Raw genomic sequence first — 18,285 nt, 5'->3', positions numbered from 1 at the left:
CCCTAGAGTGTTCTGCCCCAATAACAACAAGGACATCCCATGCGCTTTTCACTGTCGATGCTGGCGCTTGCCCTGCTGGCCCCCCTTCCGAGCCTGGCCGCAACAGCGGCCAAGGATGCCACCCCGGCCACACAGGCCAGCAACCAGCAGTGGCTGCAACGGTTGCCCTTCGAGGATCGCGTCGATTACGAAACAGCCCGGCGTGGGCTGGTCGAGCGGTTCGACGGGCCAGTCGCGACGGCCGATGGCAAGACCGTGTGGAACCTGGCCCAGTATGCTTTTCTGGCGCCGGCGCACTCCCCTGCCACGGTAAACCCGAGCTTGTGGCGACTCGCTCAGTTGAACAACATCGCCGGGCTGTTCAAGGTCACCGAGGGCATCTACCAGCTTCGCGGCCTGGACCTGGCCAACATGACCATCGTCGAGGGGCAGGACGGGCTGATCGTGATCGACCCGCTGCTTGCCGTGGAGACCGCCAAAGCGGGCCTGGAACTGTACTTCAAGCACCGTCCGCGCAAGCCGGTGACCACGGTGATCTACACCCACCCGCACGTCGACCATTTCGGCGGCGTGCGCGGGGTGATCAACGAGGCGGACGTCAAGGCTGGCAAAGTCCAGGTCATCGCGCCCGAGGGGTTCTTCGAACATGCCATCGGTGAGAACGTGCTGGCCGGTCCGGCCATGAAGCGCCGCGCCCAGTACATGTACGGCGCCCCCCTGCCTCGCGGGCCGCGAGGCCAGGTGGATGCCGGACTGGGCAAGGGCGTCCCGGCCAATGCCACCATCAGCCTCATCGCGCCGACGCTCGAAATCAGCCAACCGCTGCAACGCATGACCCTGAGCGGCGTGGAGGTGGAGTTCCAACTGACCCCGGGCACCGAGGCGCCGGCGGAAATGAACATCTATTTCCCGGCGTTCAAGGCACTGTGCATGGCCGAGAACGCCACCCACGTGCAGCACAACGTCCTGACGCTGCGCGGGGCACTGGTGCGCGATCCGAAAGTGTGGGCCCATTACCTGGACCAGTCGCTGGTGCGCTATGGCGACCAGGCCGAGGTGGTGTTCGCCCAGCATCACTGGCCCACTTGGGGCAAAGCGGCCATCCGCGACTACCTGGCTGACCAGCGTGATATGTACGCCTTCCTCGACAGCCAGACCTTGCGCCTGATCAATCAAGGCCAGACACCCATGGAAATTGCCCAGACCCTGGCCAATCTGCCGCCGCGCCTGGCAAGCAAATGGTACAGCCGCGACTACTACGGTTCGCTCAGCCATAACGTCAGGGCCGTCTATCAACGCTACATGGGGTTCTACGACGGCAACCCGGCCAACCTCGACCCATTGCCACCGCAAGCGGCCGGCAAGCGTTACGTGGCGGCCATGGGAGGTGCCGATCAGGTGCTGACCCAGGCCCGCCAGGCCTTCGCCGAGGGCGACTATCGCTGGGTGGCGCAATTGGTCAACCATCTGGTATTCGCCGAGCCGGACAACACCGAGGCCCGCGAATTGCAGGCCGACGCGCTCGAGCAGCTGGGTTACCAGAGTGAGAACACCACCTGGCGCAATGCCTACCTCAGTGGCGCGCAGGAATTGCGCTCAGGCGTGGCCGCCGGTGCGGGTAGTGGCGGCAATGCCGATGACATGGTGCGGGCCCTGACACCCAGCCTGTTTTTCGACTACCTGGGCGTGCGGGTGAATGCCTACAAGGCTGCCGATAGCGACCTGACCATCAACTGGCGGTTTTCCGACCTGGACGAAGACTACGCCCTCACCCTGCGCAACGGCGTCCTCACCCACCGCGACCTGGCGCGCCACGCCAAGGCCGATGTAGAGGTCATCATGCGCAAACAGACACTGGACAGCATTGCCTTGAAGCAGACAGGCTTTCTCAAGGAAGCCACAGCAGGGGCAATCGAAATCAAAGGCGAGCGGGTGAAGTTCCTGCAATTCATGGGGGGGCTGGAAGAGGCTGATTCGCGCTTCAATATCGTCACGCCCTGAGCGGCAGCGGGCGGCGCCGGCACTGTGCTCAGCCGCCCTTCGCCAACCGGCACAAGCCTGCCAGTGCCATCAGCCACACCACGCTGCCCAGTGCCAGCACTCCCCAGGGCGCAGGCTGACCGCGCTCGGCCTGCAACATCGCCAGGCCCCGCTCGTAACGCCGTCCCTGGCGAGTCAGCAGCGCCAGCGCGGCCACGCCCGCCAATGTCAGCACGTACACATCGCCCTGACGACAGGCCAACCCCGCCACCACCACCAGCGCCAGCACAGTGCGCCGCCAGGCCAACTCGGTGCGTTCTGCCTGCAGGCCCGGATCACCCATGCCAGCGTGGCCACAGGACCAGACCTGCCAGCAGTACGGCGACCAGGCAGCCCAGCGCCAACAAGGGCACCAGTGCCGGCAACGGCAACGGACGTCGCTGACGCAATGCCCGCTCTACCCGCAGCCAGCGCAGGCAGGCGCCAGCGCTCAGCAATGCACTCAGCAGCATCAGGCCAGCGACCAGCCACAGCCGCAGGGGTGTCTCGAGGACGTGGCCGGCGAAGGTTTCGATGGCGATTGCGCCACCCAGCAGCGCCAGCGCGGTCCGGACCCAGGCCAGGAAGGTACGTTCGTTGGCCAGCGTGAAGCGCGGATCAGGCGCTTCACCCTGCCCCAACAGCCGCCGCGACCAGTCAGGCCGTGGTTCAGGCACGCCCATCAGCGCACACCAAAGCTGCGCAGGGCGCCGGGCGAGAAGTACGAAAGGCTGGTGCGCACATTGAAAGCAAAGGGCCGACGCTGCTCGTTGATCAAGCCCGATGCATGGTAGCGTCCGCTCTTGAGGTCGTAGGTGACCTCCATGGCGTTGACTGCCACCTGGCCGCCGGGGTGAAAGAAACCATGGGCCTGTGAGGTGCGCCACAGCTCGCCACGCGCGTCGTAGCTGTCTGTTTCGAGAATGGCCCAGGTGTCTTCATCCAGGTAGAACCGGCGCTTGGCGTAGATATGCTGCGCCCCGGGCTTCAACGTCGCCTCCACGACCCATACCCGGTGCAGTTCGTAGCGGGTCGGTGCCGGGTCGATGTGGCCTGGCTTGATCAGGTCGGCATAGCGCAGCTCGGGCGATGCCAAGCGGTAACTGTTGTAGGGCACGTGCAGTGTCTGCTTGCCCAGCAGCTTCCAGTCGTACCGGTCCGGCGCGCCATTGAACATGTCGCGGCTGTCGGCGGTCCGCAGGCCGGCGGTGCCTGGGCCGGTGGTGTCATAGGCGATGTTCGGCGCCCGCCGTACCCGCCGCTGGCTGGCACTGTACACCCAGGACAAGCGCGGCTCGGCGACCTGGTCCAGTGTCTCGTGCACCACCATCGCATCACCGGCAAGCCGCGAGGGCGCCGTCATGCGGTAGGTGAAGTAATAAAGTACATTGCCCTCCCCCAGGCGGGCCAAACCTTCGGGCCGGGCCACTTCCTGACGCGCGCTCATCAGCACGAAGCGGCCATTCTTCAGCGGCGTGACGCTGTCGGAGCTCAGGCTGTAACTCACGTTGCGATGCCGGGTCAGGTGGTTCCAGATCACCTCCAGGCCGTTGGTTGGCCGCGGAAAGGCGATGACACCCGTGAAACCTCGCACACCGTTGCCCTGGTCATCCAGCTGCGCCTGCTCGGCGTTGCGTGCCGCCGATGCCGCGACCGCGTCGGGAACCGCAACACTGCGGTGGGTGGGATACACCGGCAAGCTCAGGCTGGCTGGGAAGCGTTTGAGCAAGGCCACCTGGCCGTCGGTAAGCTGACCTCGGTACTGCCGGTAGTTGGCGGCCGTGATCCGGTACAGAGCCTGCTCATCGGCAAACGGGTCCAGCGGCGTGCCGTTGTCGCCCAGGCGTTGCTGGGCCGCGCTCAACCCACCTTGCCAGGCCGGGATGCGCCCGTCGGGGCTGGCAGCACGCTCGGCCCCCACCGGGGTCAGGTTGTCGGGCAGGCCGGCTGCCGCCAGCGCGCCGCTGACCCAGAACAGACCGATCATCACCATGCGCATTTTCATTGTCATGCCCTCAGAAAGTGACGCCCAGGCTCAGCGAGATGAAGTCCCGGTCGCCGCGGGTGCCATAGTCGCCGTCGATAAAGTCGGTGTACGACACACTCAGGCTGTAGGTGCTGGCGAGCGTCGCATCCAACCCGACACTGATGGCCCTGGAGCCTTCGCTGAACGCCGACCCCTCCACCGGGCCGGTGCCGTGCACGTCATGTGCCCAGGACAGGTTCGGCCGCAGGTCGAAGCCGGCAATCACGTTGGGGTAGGCCCAGGTGGCGCGCAGCCGGTAGCCCCAGGAAAACGGGGTCATGAAGCCTTCGTCGTTGCAATGCTCAGGGGTTTTGGAAATGGCCACGCACACGCTGTTGTCCGCCAGTTCGCCGCTGTTGAACGTGCCCGAGCGCCCGTAACGGGGGCCATAGGCGCCCTCCAGACCGCCGACGTAGGTGGCGCCCGCCTCGCCTATCAACAGCAACTGGTTGGCCCCCATCACCTGGCTGAAAGCGTGAACAGCGGTTACCTGCAACTGGGTCATCTCTTTACGGCGGTAGCCGTCGAACAACGTACTGGCGCTGTCTGGCCGCAGGCCGTCACCCAGCAATGGCGAGCGGCCATCGACGTTCAACAGCGACTGGATGATGTCGGTACCGTTGAGCTGCATGGGCATGTTCGGCCGGTAGCTCAGCTCCCCCTGCAGCGCCGTGCCGGTGCGCAGGGTGGTGGAGAACGAAAGGCCGTAGAGGCGAATGTCCTCGGGGTATTGCACCCGGTACTGCGAGGTACCCAGGCGTAGCGCGCCGACCAGCGACTGGCCTGCGCTGGAACCCAGAAAAGCGGCACAGTCTGCAAGCCCGATAGCGAGGTTGGCGCACAACTGCGGGGCGAAACGGCGGTTGTCGAAATACGGGCTGCTGACCGTACCCAGGTAAGGCGTGCGGCTGTGGTAGTTCGCCGCGTAAGCGCCAAACTCGGTGTCCAGCGCCGCCACGTACCAGCGCAGCGAAACGCCCCACTGCCCGCTGTTGCGGGCATCCTGGTCGCTGCCGCGAGGTATGCGCACGCCTTCGCTGGTGAGGTTCACACCGAACGGCGCAAGCCCCGCCACGGCTGTGGGGTTGCCGAGCAATTTGGCGCCCACGTCGAGGCCATCGCACCCATCGGGCAAAAAGTCGTTGTTCGAAAAGAACGTGCCACAGTTGTCGAGCTGGGTCTGTTCCCAGTCCAGCTGATAGAAACCGTCGACCGACAGCGCTTCGGTGAGGTTCTGGGTGAAGTAGAACAGGTTCACCGGCACCAGCGCGTCCTTCACTTCCGAGCCGGGGCGGCGCAAGGCCGCCAGGTTGAAGGGGTTGATGACGTTCAGTCCGCCCTGGATGAAGGTGCTCTCACCCCAGTTGACCACCTGCTTGCCCAGCCTGAGCGAACCCGGTTGGCCGTCGATGTCGTAAAGGTAGTAACCGAAGGCATCGAGCAGCTGGCTGCCTGCGGTCTTGGCTGAGCGCTTGCGGTTGTTGTCCTCGACCTGCTTGAAGCGCTGATCGTGATCACGCAGGGCCGTGTCGTACCAGTAGGTACCGCGAAGGAACACCCCCAGGTTGTCGTGCTTGAGCTCCAGGTCATGGGTGCCTTTGAACACCGCTGAAAACACATCGCCGGAGGCAAAGTTCAGGCGGCCGTCATCGCTGTTGGCGCTGTTGTGCAGGGCCGGGTCAGGGTTGACAGTCGCAATGCTGGTACCAAAGGAAAGCGCCGAGTCGAATTGCCCCTCAAGTTCACCCCAGTGAAACTGAGCGGCACCGGCAGATGCAGAAAAAAGTACTGATGAGGCAAGTACCGACAACGGTCCCGAGCGACCGGAAATACGAGATGCCATCACTCTTAACCTCTTATTGTGTTTATTAGAGAGTGAATTGCGAGTTAATGCTTAAGTACGGCGCAAAGGCCTGCAGGCAAGGGCTTGGGTAATTATTCGAACGTTTCTGTTATCCTCGTTTTGCTGCTTACCGATACTAAGTAGGCCACCGGGGCTGAAACAAATAGCGTCTCCCGATGGTTGCCATATCACTTCGGCATAGCCTGAGAATCACGATGACTTTGAAACAGCTGCGTTATTTGATCGCCATTGTCGAAGCCGGCAGTTTTTCCAATGCCGCACGCCAGGCGTTCATCGCCCAACCGGCCTTGAGCCGACAGATAGGCCTGCTGGAGAGCGAACTGGAAATGCAACTGCTGGCGCGCCAGCATGACGGTATCGAACTGACCGATGCCGGGCGGCAGTTGTACGAAGTGGCACGATCGGTCGTGCAGCAGCTCGATTCGGTGAAGGACGAGCTGAAATCCAGCCGCGGCAACCCCAAGGGGCACGTGGCCATCTCGATTCCCGCCACTGCCTCCGCACTGTTGTTGCCGGCCATCATTACCCAGGCCCAGGCACGCTTCCCGGGGATCAAGCTCACCGTATGGGATGGCCTGAGCCGCGAAGGTGGCCAGGCGATCGAGCTGGGCAAGGTGGATTTCGGCGTGGTGCCCAACGCCGAAGAGCTTGTCCATGTGGTCGCCGAGCCCGTGTTTTCCGAAGACCTGTACTGGGTCGGCCTGCCTGGGCACGGCCCTGACGAGTCGCCCATCACCTTGGCTGAGGCCGCAGCGAGCCGCCTGGTAATGCCACCCCGTAGCCTGCACTTGCGCAGGCGCATCGAGCAGGCTGCCATGGAAACCGGTGTGACACTGGACTCCAGCTACGAACAGCAGTCTGCCCCCGGTATCACCAGCCTGGTCCGTGCTGGCCTGGCGGCCACCATCAGCAACTGGCCGCCGCTGCTGGATCTGGCCGCGCCTGCCAGCGCGCGGCTGATAGTGGAGCCGCGCATCACCCGCACCATCGCCTTGGCCCACTCGCAGCACAAGCCGCTGTCGTTCGCCGCCGCCTGCATGCGCGACCTGGTGCGCGCACTGCTGGTGGATGCGGTGCGCAGCGAGCGCTGGAAAGGCACCTTGATCGAGCGCGAGGCCCTGGCGGAGCAGAGCCTCTGAGCGCTGTGAACATCACGCCTGGGCTGGCGCAGCCGTGCCAACCTGCACCAGACGTTGCCGGGTTTTCTGCGGGTCCATCCAGGCCAGCCCGATCAGCCCGGCAATCACCAGCACCGCGCCGCACACCAGAAAACCCTGGCCAAACCCTGCCGTGTGCCCGGCCCCGGCGCCCTGCACCAGCAAACCGGTGACCACCGGTGCCGACAGCCCGGCCAACGAGGCGATACCGTTGCCGATCGCCAGAATGCCGCCGCGCTGCCCGCTGGGCGTGAACTCCGCCAGCATGGCAGGCCCCACGGAGTACATCACCAGCGCCAGCCCGCCGCTGAACGTGAGGCTGACGATCCGCTCGACGTTGCTCAGACCCGGCAGAAACAATGCCGCCGACAGCAGCCCGCTGGCGATCAGGCACACGGAAACGAACGCACCGCGCGACCAGCGTGTGGCAACCCCGGCACGCATCATGCGCTGGGACAGCCAGGCCATGAACAGGCTCAGCGGCGTGGTAACCACCACGAACAGGACGAACACCTGGCCGGTCATGATCGGGTCGATACCCAGCCCGGTTTCCAGGTAGCTCGGTACCCAGGTCAGGGTCAATGCCAGGGACCAATTGGCGGCGAAGTGGCACAAGTAGTTGCCCAATACCGTGCGGTCACCGAGCAGCCGTCGATAGGGAACAGGGGCCTGCCCTTCTTCAAGCTGGCCCGGGCGAATGCGGTCGAGGTTGCCCTCGCTGCCCAGCCGCCACCACAGCAAGCACCACACCGCGCCGATCACCGCCAGCACAATGAAGTTCATGCGCCAGCCGTAGTGCACACTGATCCATGGGATCATGGCACCGGCTACCAGCAGCCCCAGCGCACTGCCGGTATGCAACAGCGCCACGGGAAGGTTGCGACGGTCGTTGGGGAACCACTTGTACAAGGCATGTGTAGCCACCGGTGAGGCCGGCCCTTCGCCAATACCCAGCAGCACCCGGCAGGCGACGATCGCCCACAGCGAGCTGACGAACAACATGGGCAACTGGATAAGCGCCCAGAACGCGCCCATGCCCAGCAGCAGGGTGCGGGTTGGCCGGCGATTGGCCATGAAGCCGCCTATCACCGCCGAGATGGCGAAGAACCAGTGCAGTGCGCCCCCTACCAGGCCGAACTCGGCAGGGGACAAGCCCAGTTCCCTGGACATCGGCACCGCCACTAGGCCGATGACCACCTTGTCCAGGAAGTTCACCAGCATCAACAGCGCCAGCAGTACCGCAATCATCCAGGCCGTGCCTGCACGTGCGGGGGTGTCAGTATGAGTCATGATGATCTCTCGTTCTTGTTATTGTCTGGAGAGCCCGGCCGCCACGGGCCGGGCATACCGCGTCATTGCTCAGGCATGAGCACGCCCTTGGCGATGGTGTTGCGCTGGATCTCGCTGGTTCCGGTGAGAATGCGCATCATACGTGTCGCACGGAATATCCACTCCACCGGGTTGCCACGCAGCAGCCCGGCACCGCCGTGTATCTGCACGGCGCGATCGGCGATGCGGAAGGCCGTCTCCGAAACGAACAGCTTGCACATCGGGGCCTGGGTGCGGATATTGCCGCCGGCGTCATTCACCGCTGCCGTGGCGTAGACCATGCTGCGTGCAGCATGCAGCTCGGTGGCCATGTCGGCGATCATGTGGTTGATCGACTGGAACATGGCGATAGGCTGGCCGAACTGCTTGCGCGTGCGGGCATAGTCGATCGAGAGGTTCAGGGCCAGGCCGGCCAGCCCCAGCAAGGTGGGGCAATGCAGCAGGCGATTGAGGGTGATGCGCCCCATCGCCAGCTTGAAACCCTGCCCTTGCTCACCGATGCGGTTGGCCGCCGGCACCCGTACGTCCTCAAGGATGATGTCGCCATGCGCACCACCGCCTGACATGACCGAATAATCGCTTTCAACCCTTACCCCCGGTGCGCTCAGGTCGACGAAGAATGCCGAAATCCCCTGGGCACCGCGCCCGGGATCCGTCACCGCAAGCAGCACGGCGATGTCGGCATAGGGCGCCCCTGAAATGTAGCGCTTGGCGCCATTGAGCACATAGTGTTCACCTTCCCGCCGTGCGGAGGTCTTGATCGCCGTTGCATCAGAGCCGGCTTCGCTTTCAGTCAGGGCGAAGCACACGGCCTTTTCGGCACGGCACACCGGCTGCAGGAACGCCTCGATCTGTGTCGGGCTCGCCACCTTGAACAGATGGCCGATACGGGGCGGCCCGGAAAGCTCGCCGAGAATATGCGGCGCCAGCATCGAGCCGGTGAGCACCGTGGCTTCCTTGACCGCACACAGGTCTGACACGCTCAACCCGGCGCCACCTATCGCCTCGGGCAGCATGATGTTGTAGAAGCCCTGCTCGCACGAGCGCTGCCATACCTGCTGCAGCACCGCCCGCGGGTGCGGCTCTGCCCAACTGAGACCGGCTTGCTGTTCCAGGGGCAGGATTTCGTTGCGCACGAAGCCACTGATGGCCTCGATGATCTGCTGGGCCTTTTCGCTTGGCTGATACATGGTCGTTCCTCGTGTCAGATACGGCGTTCGCTGTTTTGCCAGTAGGCGTCACGGATCAACCGGCGCACCACCTTGCCGTTGGGGTTTTTCGGCAGCTCGCTGACGAAATCCACGGCGCGTGGTTTCTTGAAACCGGCCAGGGCCTGGGCACAATGTTCGATGACGTCCTGCTCCTGCAGCGCCATCCCCGGCTTGAGCACGATCACCGCCCGCACCGCTTCGCCCCACTGCTCGTCAGGCACCCCCACCACCGCCGCCTCGAACACCTGCGGCATGCTGTAGAGCACCTGCTCGACCTCGCTGGGGTAAATGTTGAAACCACCGGAAATGATCATTTCTTTCTTGCGGTCGACGATGAACACATACCCCTGCTCATCCACCGTGGCCAGGTCGCCAGTCAGGTAGTAGCCGTCGCGCATCACCTCGGCGGTGAGGTGGGGTGCGCGCCAGTAGCCCTGCATGATGTCCGGGCCCTTGACTACGATTTCGCCCACCTCTCCCGGCTGGACGTCCTGGAAGTGGTCGTTCACCACGCGCAGGTCGGTCTCGAAGTAGCAACGCCCGCATGAGGCCAGGCGCCGGTAGTCGCCGCCCTCGCACAAATGGTCCTGTTCGGTCAGGACGGTTACCAGCGAGCAGGTCTCGCCAGCACCGTAACCCTGGGCCAGGATCGGCCCGAATACCTCGATGGCCCGCTTCACCAGCGCTGGTGCCATCGGCGCGGCACCGTACATCACCAGGCGCAAGCTGCTCAGATCGTAGCGCTCGACATCGGGGAAGTTGACCAGGCGATTGATCATGGCAGGTACCAGGAACAAGCGGGTTACGCCTTCGCGCTGGATGGTCTCGAGCAACAGCTGGTCGTCGTAGCGCTCCAGCAGCAGGTTGCAGGCACCGACCGCCAGCAGTGGCATCAGCTGCATGCCGCTGGCATGGGTGATAGGGCCGACGTGGGCCATGACATCGCCCGGGGCGGCGCGACGGGTAGGGCTGGCGAGGCTCTTGCGGATAAGCGCCTTGCGGTTGCCCACGCTGAGCATCGCAGCCTTGAGCACACCAGAGCTGCCAGAGGTGTAATGCAAAACGGCGAGGGCATCGTCAGGCAGGTCGCAGCTGATTGGCTGGCTACTGCCTTGGGCCAGCAGTGCGGCATAGGTGATGTCACCGCCCCGCTCACCCAAGGTCACGATCAAGCGTAACGCAGGTACCTCCTGCCTGCGGGCCAGCAACGCCTGGGCGAGTTGCGCATCGGCGATCAGCGCGACACTGCAGGCGTCGTTGAGCACCTGAATCACTTCATCCGGTGCCAGGCGCGCATTGACCGGTACCTTGACCAGGCCGGCCTTGTAGAAAGCCACCTCTGCTTCCACCAGTTCGGCGCGGTTGGGCGCCAGGATGGCGACATGCTCGCCCGTGGCGATGCCCTGTGCCAGCAAGGCCGAGGCCAGCTGGTTGGCCCGCTGTTCGAGCTGAGCGAAGGTCAGCCGGGTGTGGCGGTCGATCACCGCCAGACGTTCAGGCCAGTATCTGGCACTTCGACTGGATAGGGTTCCAAGGTTCACGTTGTTGTTCTCGTCGACGGTTAAGACCCGATCGATGCTAAACAGCGTGAAGCCGGGGCAAGTAATACCAGTTGCGTATGCACGCCATAACAGATTGCGCTGGCACTGATGGGTTGACGCCCCTGAGGCAAGGATGACACATCGCTTGCATATGACACTTTGTGTCATTATGATCAACGCCGTGTCCTGGCGTCGCCTCCACGCCGATCAGCCATCCCTAGTCTCAACCCCCTGCAGGTACCGCCCATGACGACCACCATGCACACCCCCAAGGACCAGCTTGTCAAACTCGCCCAGCAACAGATGCTGACGGCGCTGACCGACAACACCTACACCGTGCGACAAAAGCTCGCCCTCACCTGCCGTATCCTGTTCGACGGCGGCCACGACTCTGGCCTGGCCGGGCAGATCACTGCGCGTGCGCAGGAACCTGGCACCTACTACACCCAACAACTGGGGCTTGGCTTCGACGAAATCGCCGCTTCCAACCTGCTGGTGGTGGACGAAGACCTGACGGTGCTGCAAGGCCATGGCATGGCCAACCCGGCCAACCGCTTCCACAGCTGGCTGTACCGCGCCCGCCCCGACGTCAACTGCATCATCCACACCCACCCGCTGCACAGCGCCGCCTTGTCGATGCTGGAAGTTCCGCTGGCCATCTCGCACATGGACCTGTGCCCCCTGTTCGACGACTGTGCATTCCTCAAGGAATGGCCCGGTGTACCGGTGGGCAACGAAGAAGGCGAAATCATCGCGAACGCGATTGGCGACAAGCGCGCAATCCTGCTTTCCCATCATGGCCTGCTGATCGCTGGGCGTTCGATCGAGGAAGCCTGCGTGCTCGCCCTGCTGTTCGAGCGCGCAGCAAAGATGCAACTGCTGGCCATGGGCGCCGGTGACATCCGCCCCATCCCCGAAGCACTGGGCAAAGAGGCCCACGACTGGATTTCCACCCCTAAACGTCACGGTGCTGCCTTCAGCTACTACGCGCGCCGTGCCTTGCGTGCCCATGGCGACTGCCTGGGCTGATCGAAGCTGTACTCTTTCCTCAACAACGGCAAAGGTGCCTGGTCATGTCTACACCTGTAATTCGCGGCGTTATCGGCTACACCATCACTCCCTTCACCGCAGACGGCACACTCGACCTGGATGCCTTGGGCACGTCCATCGATAGCCTGATCGCAGACGGCGTGCACGCCATCGCGCCGCTGGGCAGCACCGGCGAAGGGGCTTACCTGTCCGACAGCGAATGGGAAACCGTGGTGCGCTTCAGCCAGGCACGCATTGCCGGGCGCGTACCCAGCGTGGTCAGCGTCTCCGACCTGACCACCGCCCGCACCGTGCAGCGTGCCCGCCTGGCACAGGCCTGCGGTGCTACGGCAGTGATGGTGCTGCCCATCTCTTACTGGAAGCTCACCGAAGCCGAAGTGGTCGCCCACTACAAGGCGGTCGGCGCCGCCATCGACATTCCGATCATGCTCTACAACAACCCGGGCACCAGCGGCACCGACCTGTCGGTGGAGCTGATCCTGCGTATCCTCGGCGAAGTGCCCAATGTGACCATGGTCAAGGAAAGCACCGGTGACATCCAGCGCATGCACCGCCTGTTCACGGCTACAGATGGGCAGGTGGCGTTCTACAACGGTTGCAACCCGCTGACCCTGGAAGCCTTGGTGGCCGGCGCCACGGGCTGGTGTACCGCCGCGCCCAACCTGATCCCGGCACTCAACCTGGCGCTGTGGGACGCCGTACAACAAGGCGATCTGGCTGAAGCCCGTGCGCTGTTCTACCGCCAGTACGAGCTGCTGGAGTACATCACCCGCCGTGGCCTGCCGACCACCATCAAGGCCGGCCTGAAAATGCTCGGCCAGGATGTCGGCGCCCCACGCCTGCCCCTGCAGCCGCTGGATGCGCAAGGCAGCAACCACCTGAAAAACCTGCTGGTGGCGCTGACCAACTGATGCCCAAACCTGCCCGGCAGCCTGTCGCTGTCGGGCAGCCTTTTTCTTCAGGAACAGCCTTGGGCTGCGAACGGGCCAATGACGCTGCAGTCGGATTACCCCTTCGCCGCACAAAACTGCTCCTCATCTGACCATTACCAGAGGCAACCATGGACGCGCCTGCTCAAAGCTCTGCAACCCCGCTCAGGCTGACAGACATCCTTCACCCGGTGATTGCCGGACTCGTTTCGGTGATCGTCAACTACGGCGGCACGTTCATCCTGGTGTTCCAGGCGGCCAAAGTGGCCGGGCTGAGCCCGGAGCTGACATCATCGTGGGTCTGGGCGGTGTCGATCGGCGTCGGCCTCAGCGGCCTGGCATTGTCCTGGTACAGCCGCGAGCCGGTCATCACAGCCTGGTCCACGCCAGCCGCCGCGTTCCTGGTCACCGCCCTGGCCAGCGTGCCCTACAGCGAGGCCATAGGTGCCTACCTGCTGTCGGCCGCCGGCTTCGTGGTGCTGGGGCTGAGCGGGTGCTTCGAGCGGCTGGTGCGCGTCGTGCCCGGCGGCATTGCCGCCGGCCTGCTGGCCGGCATCCTGCTGCAGTTCGGCATCGGTGCCTTTGCCAGCCTGTCGGTCGACCCCACCCTAGCCGGGTTGCTGATTGCAGCGTATGTGACCTTCAAACGCTTCACCGCCCGTTACGCCGTGGTCGCGATACTGCTGCTGGGCCTGGGGTACCTGTTGCTGCAGGGGCAAGTGGGCCTGACCACGTTGCGGCTGGAATTTGCCTCACCGGTTTTCACCGCGCCCACCTTCTCCCTCAACGCGGCCCTCAGCGTGGCCCTGCCATTGTTCCTGATCACCCTCACCGGCCAGTACATGCCCGGCATGCTGGTGCTGCGCAACGATGGTTTCAAGACCAGCGCCAACCCTATTGTCGCCGTCACCGGCATGGGCTCGTTGCTGATGGCGCCCTTCGGTTCACACGCGTTCAACATCGCGGCCATCACCGCGGCCATCTGCACCGGCAAGGAAGCCCATGAAAACCCGGACAAGCGTTGGGTGGCGGGTATCGCTGCCGGTGTCTGCTACATCCTCGTCGGGGTGTTCGGGGTCACGCTGGCGAGTGTCTTCATGGCCCTGCCGGGCACCTTTATCACCACCCTGGCGGGCCTTGCCCTGCTGGGCACCATCGGCGCCAGCCTGGCCAGCGCCCTGGCCGATGCCCGTTCACGCGAGTCAGCACTGATCACCTTCCTGGCGGCGGCGGCCAACATCAGCCTGTTGGGCATTGGCGGGGCTTTCTGGGGCCTGGTCATTGGTCTGCTGGCCCATGTTGTCCTGAACGGTCGCCTGCCCGGTTTGCGCGGCGCCTCCCGCTAAGCGAGCTTTCCACCACCTTGCCGTGCGCCAGGGGCGCACGCTGTTCAACAGGTATCGACATGCCCCACGCTGGCCCCAAGCTGCTGACCCAAATTGCTGCCGTGCACTTCGTCAGCCACGTGCACATCATGCTGATCCCGGCGCTACTGCCCGTGCTGCCCAGCCTGCTGGGCGTGGGCTTCGTAGAGCTGGGCGTAGCCCTGGCGGTGTTCAACATCGTCTCCGCGCTGGTACAGGCCCCGCTGGGTTATGCCGTCGACCACTATGGTGCACGTAAAGTGCTCAAGGCCGGGCTGTTGCTGGGCAGCCTCAGCTTCGTGCTGCTGGCGGCCAGCCCCGGGTATGCGGTATTGCTGGTGGCGATGGCCATGGCTGGCCTGGCCAATGGTGTGTACCACCCGGCCGACTATGCGCTGCTGGCCAACGGCATCGAGCCCGCACGCCTGGGGCGGTCGTTCTCTATTCATACCTTTGCCGGTTTCCTCGGTTCGGCCGTTACCCCAGCCGTATTTCTCGGCATCGCCGCAGCGTTCGGCACGCGGGCAGCCCTGGCGGCGGGCGCGGTATTCGGGGTAGCCGCGTTGCTGCTGATATCGATACCCGGCAGCGGCGTGTACCGGGTCGCCAGGCCTGCCAACCCACAAGGCGCAGGCCCGGCCGCAGCAACAGGCCGGGTACGCTTGTTCACACCCATGATCGGCGTGCTGACGGTGCTGTTCATCCTGCTCAACCTGAGCACCAGTGCCATCGAGAAGTTCTCCGTAGCCGCCCTGGTCCAGGGCCAAGGCCTGACACTGGCCTGGGCCAACGCCGCGCTCACCGCTTTCCTGCTGAGCAGCGCAGCCGGCGTGCTGTGCGGGGGCGCTTTGGCCGACCGTACCCGGCGCCATGGCCTGGTGGCGGCACTGGCCTTCGCGCTGGCGGCTGCGCTGACTGCACTGGTGGCGCTGGGGCTGCTGCAGGGCTGGGCATTGGTGGTCGTACTGGGTGCCATCGGCTTGCTCACCGGGGTCATCGCCCCATCACGGGACATGCTGGTCAAGGCGGCGGCGCCACCCGGGGCCGAGGGCAAAACCTTCGGCCTGGTGTCGACCGGGTTCAACGTCGGCGGTGCCATCGGGCCGGTGGCATTCGGCTGGATGCTCGATCAGCGCCTGCCCAACGGGATTTTCATCGCATCGGTGGTGTTCATGCTGCTGACGGTGCTGCTGACCCTGGCACAGGAGATGTATTCAGCCAGAAGGCGCGCGACTGAACAGCTGGCGCGCGCCCTGTAGGCCCGGTGCAGCATTGCCAGGCCAGGATCAGTCATTCATTGCGCCGGGTTGGCATGCACCACGCGCCCGCCTGCCCCCGGCCGATTGACGAACAGCACATCAAGCACACTGTTGCGCAAGCCCTTCAGGGCGTTCCAGTTCGCTGACGCATGCACGTATCTGTCGCGCAGCAGCCGCTGTTCTTCCTCGCTCAACCCCACCTGGCCAGTTTCCCCCAAGGCGAACGCATGCAATTTGCGGCTGATGCCCGACAACTCATCCGGCAGCCGATGCTCTGCCTGCGCCCCCAACGGGGCAAACGGCACGCCAGCGCGCACCGCCAACGCCCGCATCACGCTCAAGTACACCCGGGACAAGTGCCCCGCCACGTGCCGCTCCCGGTACACCGCCGCATAGACCTGCTTTTGCGCCTCGTCCCGCCGCCCGCCCGCAATCGGCTCCTCCCAGGTCATCACTTGCGGCCTGGGTTCGCCCATATCGGCAAACGTCGAAGCCAGCAAGGCACTCACCTTGGCATGTACGCGGCACTGCTCGACACGCGTGCCGGCAGGCACGCACTGGGACTGCGGCTTGCACAGCAGCACCTGCTCCAGAAGGGTCTCCGGGTAACCACCCCCAATATTCGAGTGCACGCCCGGCAGCACGATGTCGTGGCCACTGCGCACCAGGGAGAAGTTATGCCGCCGCTCGTCCTCGGCCACCAGCTGCACCACGTGCCGGGCAATATCCGCACCCAGGCCCAGGCGCAGGCCACCGTGGCGGCCGTCTGCAGGGTCGAAGTCACCCTGTAAGGGCGCGATGATCGCCGCCACGGTGTCGAACAGGCCGATAAAGTTGATCGAGGTTTTGCACGCCAACGACAACAGCCCGCCCGCGCCCTCGTGCAGCAGGTTGGCCAGATGCCGCACCGCTGCCGCGCCGCGGCTGAAACCGAAAAGATCGAACTCGACCCCTTCCAGCGTCGCCTGCGGATGCGCCTGGCGCCATGCCTGCAGTTGCTCGGCCATTCCCTGCAACGCCTCGGCAACCCGGGCCTCGGCCCCTGTGCGCCCATGCCCGGTGGCCGAGGCGTAGACATGGTCGGCTTCACCCGCCAGCGTGCCCACGCCTTCCACATAGCGCTTCAAGAACGCCTGCGGCCCGTCGGCATAGACCGCATCAGCCGGATACAACGCATGCAACAGGGCCACATTGCTCAAGGCGTTGCCATAGCTGCCGCCCTTGTCACCCTGCTCACCCTCCGCCGTCGCATTGTGCAGGTTGTTTCCGGTGCCATCGAAGAACACGCCAAAACGCAGGGTGACCGGCGTAAGGTTTGCCGTGCTGGCGCTGCTCATTTTCATCATCGTGCCTCCTGCTTGTCCGAAAAGCACAAGCAGGCGCCAGCACGCCGTCACGGACCATCAGGCAAAGGCCAGCCATGCGTGGGACATTTCTTTGCCCGCAGGCCCGTCTGCAACGATAAATTTACCCGCCGCCATTGGTGGTCGCCCCCCCGGATAGATTAAAGTATCCCCCCTTGCCAAGGCTGCTGCCTCACGCCGCCTCAGGCCCCCTACCAGGAACCGTCGCCGATGGAACACCGTGAAGCGCTGATCGCGCTGCGCACTTTTCTTTCTACCCAGATCCTAGGCCAGGAAAAACTGGTCGAACGGCTGTTGATCGTGCTGCTGGCCGACGGCCACATGCTGGTCGAAGGGGCACCGGGCCTGGCCAAGACCAAAGCCATCAAAGAACTCGCAGAAGGCATCGAAGCGCAGTTCCATCGCATCCAGTTCACCCCCGACCTGCTCCCGGCCGACATCACCGGCACGGAGATTTACCGCCCGGAAACCGGCAGCTTCGTGTTCCAGCAGGGGCCTATCTTCCATAACCTGGTGCTGGCCGACGAAATCAACCGCGCACCGGCCAAGGTGCAGTCGGCGCTGCTCGAAGCCATGGCCGAGCGCCAGGTCAGCGTGGGCCGCAGCACCTATGACCTGTCGCCGCTGTTTCTGGTCATGGCCACACAGAACCCGATCGAGCAGGAAGGCACCTACCCGCTGCCCGAAGCCCAGCTCGACCGCTTCTTGATGCATGTAAAAATCGGCTTCCCCGACGCCGCCGTAGAGCGGCGTATCCTGGCGCAGGCCCGGGGTGAAGCCCTCGGCGGCGAGACCAAGCCTGAGCGCCGGGTCAGCCAGCAGGCCATCTTCGCCGCGCGCAAGGAAATCCTTGGCCTGTACATGGCCGACGCAGTGGAGGAATACCTGGTGCAGCTGGTCATGGCCACCCGCACCCCGGCCAAGTTCGACACCGAGCTGGCCGACTGGATCGCCTACGGCGCCAGCCCGCGTGGCTCCATCTCGCTGGACCGCTGCGCGCGTGCCCACGCCTGGCTGGCCGGGCGCGACTTCGTCAGCCCCGAAGACATCCAGGCCGTGCTGTTCGACGTCCTGCGCCACCGCATCATCCTCTCGTTCGAGGCCGAGGCGGCAGGGATCGACCAGGACCGCGTGGTCCAGCGCATCCTCGACGTCGTCGCCGTTGCCTGACC

At 64.4% G+C, this 18,285-nt stretch carries 15 protein-coding genes; 7 read left to right on the top strand and 8 right to left on the bottom strand.

Translation table 11 applies throughout. The features are described 5' to 3' along the window. Nucleotides 1-39 precede the first annotated feature (39 nt). A complete protein-coding gene (locus tag C4Q27_RS20225; RefSeq protein WP_064492352.1) occupies nt 40-2,001 on the top strand; it encodes an alkyl/aryl-sulfatase in 1,962 nt (653 codons plus the stop codon). Between the two features lie 28 nt (nt 2,002-2,029). Here the strand turns inward: C4Q27_RS20225 and C4Q27_RS20220 are convergent, their stop codons facing one another. The 4 genes from C4Q27_RS20220 to C4Q27_RS20205 are packed head-to-tail and all read right to left on the bottom strand — an operon-like array spanning nt 2,030 to nt 5,888. Next, the gene (locus tag C4Q27_RS20220; protein ID WP_049586660.1) at nt 2,030-2,323 is read right to left on the bottom strand and encodes a DUF202 domain-containing protein; all 294 of its coding nucleotides are present in this window, start codon (nt 2,321-2,323) and stop codon (nt 2,030-2,032) included. Continuing rightward, entirely contained in the window at nt 2,316-2,702 is a 387-nt protein-coding gene (locus tag C4Q27_RS20215; RefSeq protein WP_020191763.1) for a YidH family protein, read from the bottom strand. The genes C4Q27_RS20220 and C4Q27_RS20215 overlap by 8 nt, the downstream gene beginning before the upstream one ends. Then, nucleotides 2,702-4,012 carry a DUF1329 domain-containing protein gene (locus C4Q27_RS20210; RefSeq protein WP_104887268.1) on the bottom strand — a complete coding sequence of 437 codons (1,311 nt, stop codon included), beginning with the start codon at nt 4,010-4,012 and terminating at the stop codon, nt 2,702-2,704. Before C4Q27_RS20210 ends, C4Q27_RS20215 begins: the two co-directional genes overlap by 1 nt. 22 nt (nt 4,013-4,034) lie before the next feature. Then, a complete protein-coding gene (locus tag C4Q27_RS20205; RefSeq protein ID WP_064492354.1) occupies nt 4,035-5,888 on the bottom strand; it encodes a DUF1302 domain-containing protein in 1,854 nt (617 codons plus the stop codon). A gap of 215 nt (nt 5,889-6,103) precedes the next feature. On the opposite strand from C4Q27_RS20205, the gene C4Q27_RS20200 reads away from it, so the two are divergent. Beyond that, nucleotides 6,104-7,048: a LysR family transcriptional regulator gene (locus C4Q27_RS20200; protein ID WP_003247253.1), complete on the top strand. Its 945-nt coding sequence runs from the start codon at nt 6,104-6,106 to the stop codon at nt 7,046-7,048. A 12-nt stretch (nt 7,049-7,060) separates the two neighbouring features. On the opposite strand, the gene C4Q27_RS20195 is transcribed toward C4Q27_RS20200, so the two are convergent. From C4Q27_RS20195 to C4Q27_RS20185, 3 genes are all read right to left on the bottom strand, one after another. Next, entirely contained in the window at nt 7,061-8,314 is a 1,254-nt protein-coding gene (locus C4Q27_RS20195; protein WP_104887267.1) for an MFS transporter, read from the bottom strand. A 104-nt stretch (nt 8,315-8,418) separates the two neighbouring features. After that, nucleotides 8,419-9,585, bottom strand: a complete 1,167-nt coding sequence (locus tag C4Q27_RS20190; RefSeq protein WP_020191767.1) for an acyl-CoA dehydrogenase family protein — start codon at nt 9,583-9,585, stop codon at nt 8,419-8,421. Nucleotides 9,586-9,599: 14 nt separating this feature from the next. Further along, nucleotides 9,600-11,147 (bottom strand): AMP-binding protein, encoded by a 1,548-nt coding sequence (locus C4Q27_RS20185; RefSeq protein WP_033725201.1) that lies wholly within the window; start codon nt 11,145-11,147, stop codon nt 9,600-9,602. Nucleotides 11,148-11,393: 246 nt separating this feature from the next. On the opposite strand from C4Q27_RS20185, the gene C4Q27_RS20180 reads away from it, so the two are divergent. From C4Q27_RS20180 to C4Q27_RS20165, 4 genes are all read left to right on the top strand, one after another. Further along, on the top strand, nt 11,394-12,176 hold the full coding sequence (locus tag C4Q27_RS20180) for an aldolase (RefSeq protein ID WP_003247249.1): 783 nt from the start codon (nt 11,394-11,396) through the stop codon (nt 12,174-12,176). Between the two features lie 44 nt (nt 12,177-12,220). Beyond that, the gene (locus C4Q27_RS20175; RefSeq protein WP_003247248.1) at nt 12,221-13,108 is read left to right on the top strand and encodes a dihydrodipicolinate synthase family protein; all 888 of its coding nucleotides are present in this window, start codon (nt 12,221-12,223) and stop codon (nt 13,106-13,108) included. A 149-nt stretch (nt 13,109-13,257) separates the two neighbouring features. Further along, complete coding sequence (locus C4Q27_RS20170) at nt 13,258-14,472, top strand: benzoate/H(+) symporter BenE family transporter (protein ID WP_104887266.1); 1,215 nt, start codon at nt 13,258-13,260, stop codon at nt 14,470-14,472. 59 nt (nt 14,473-14,531) lie between these two features. Beyond that, on the top strand, nt 14,532-15,749 hold the full coding sequence (locus C4Q27_RS20165) for an MFS transporter (RefSeq protein ID WP_104887265.1): 1,218 nt from the start codon (nt 14,532-14,534) through the stop codon (nt 15,747-15,749). A 35-nt stretch (nt 15,750-15,784) separates the two neighbouring features. Here C4Q27_RS20165 and C4Q27_RS20160 read toward each other — a convergent pair whose 3' ends face one another. Beyond that, entirely contained in the window at nt 15,785-17,095 is a 1,311-nt protein-coding gene (locus tag C4Q27_RS20160) for a DUF2235 domain-containing protein (RefSeq protein ID WP_104887264.1), read from the bottom strand. A gap of 228 nt (nt 17,096-17,323) precedes the next feature. Between C4Q27_RS20160 and C4Q27_RS20155 the strand changes: the two genes are divergently transcribed. Next, complete coding sequence (locus tag C4Q27_RS20155; RefSeq protein WP_003247242.1) at nt 17,324-18,283, top strand: MoxR family ATPase; 960 nt, start codon at nt 17,324-17,326, stop codon at nt 18,281-18,283. Nucleotides 18,284-18,285 lie beyond the last annotated feature (2 nt).

Origin of the sequence: Pseudomonas sp. SWI36, assembly GCF_002948105.1 — a bacterium.
Classification (GTDB): domain Bacteria; phylum Pseudomonadota; class Gammaproteobacteria; order Pseudomonadales; family Pseudomonadaceae; genus Aquipseudomonas; species Aquipseudomonas alloputida.
The sequence above is the reverse complement of the archived record's forward strand: the minus strand, read 5'-3'. Positions and strand labels throughout refer to the sequence as shown.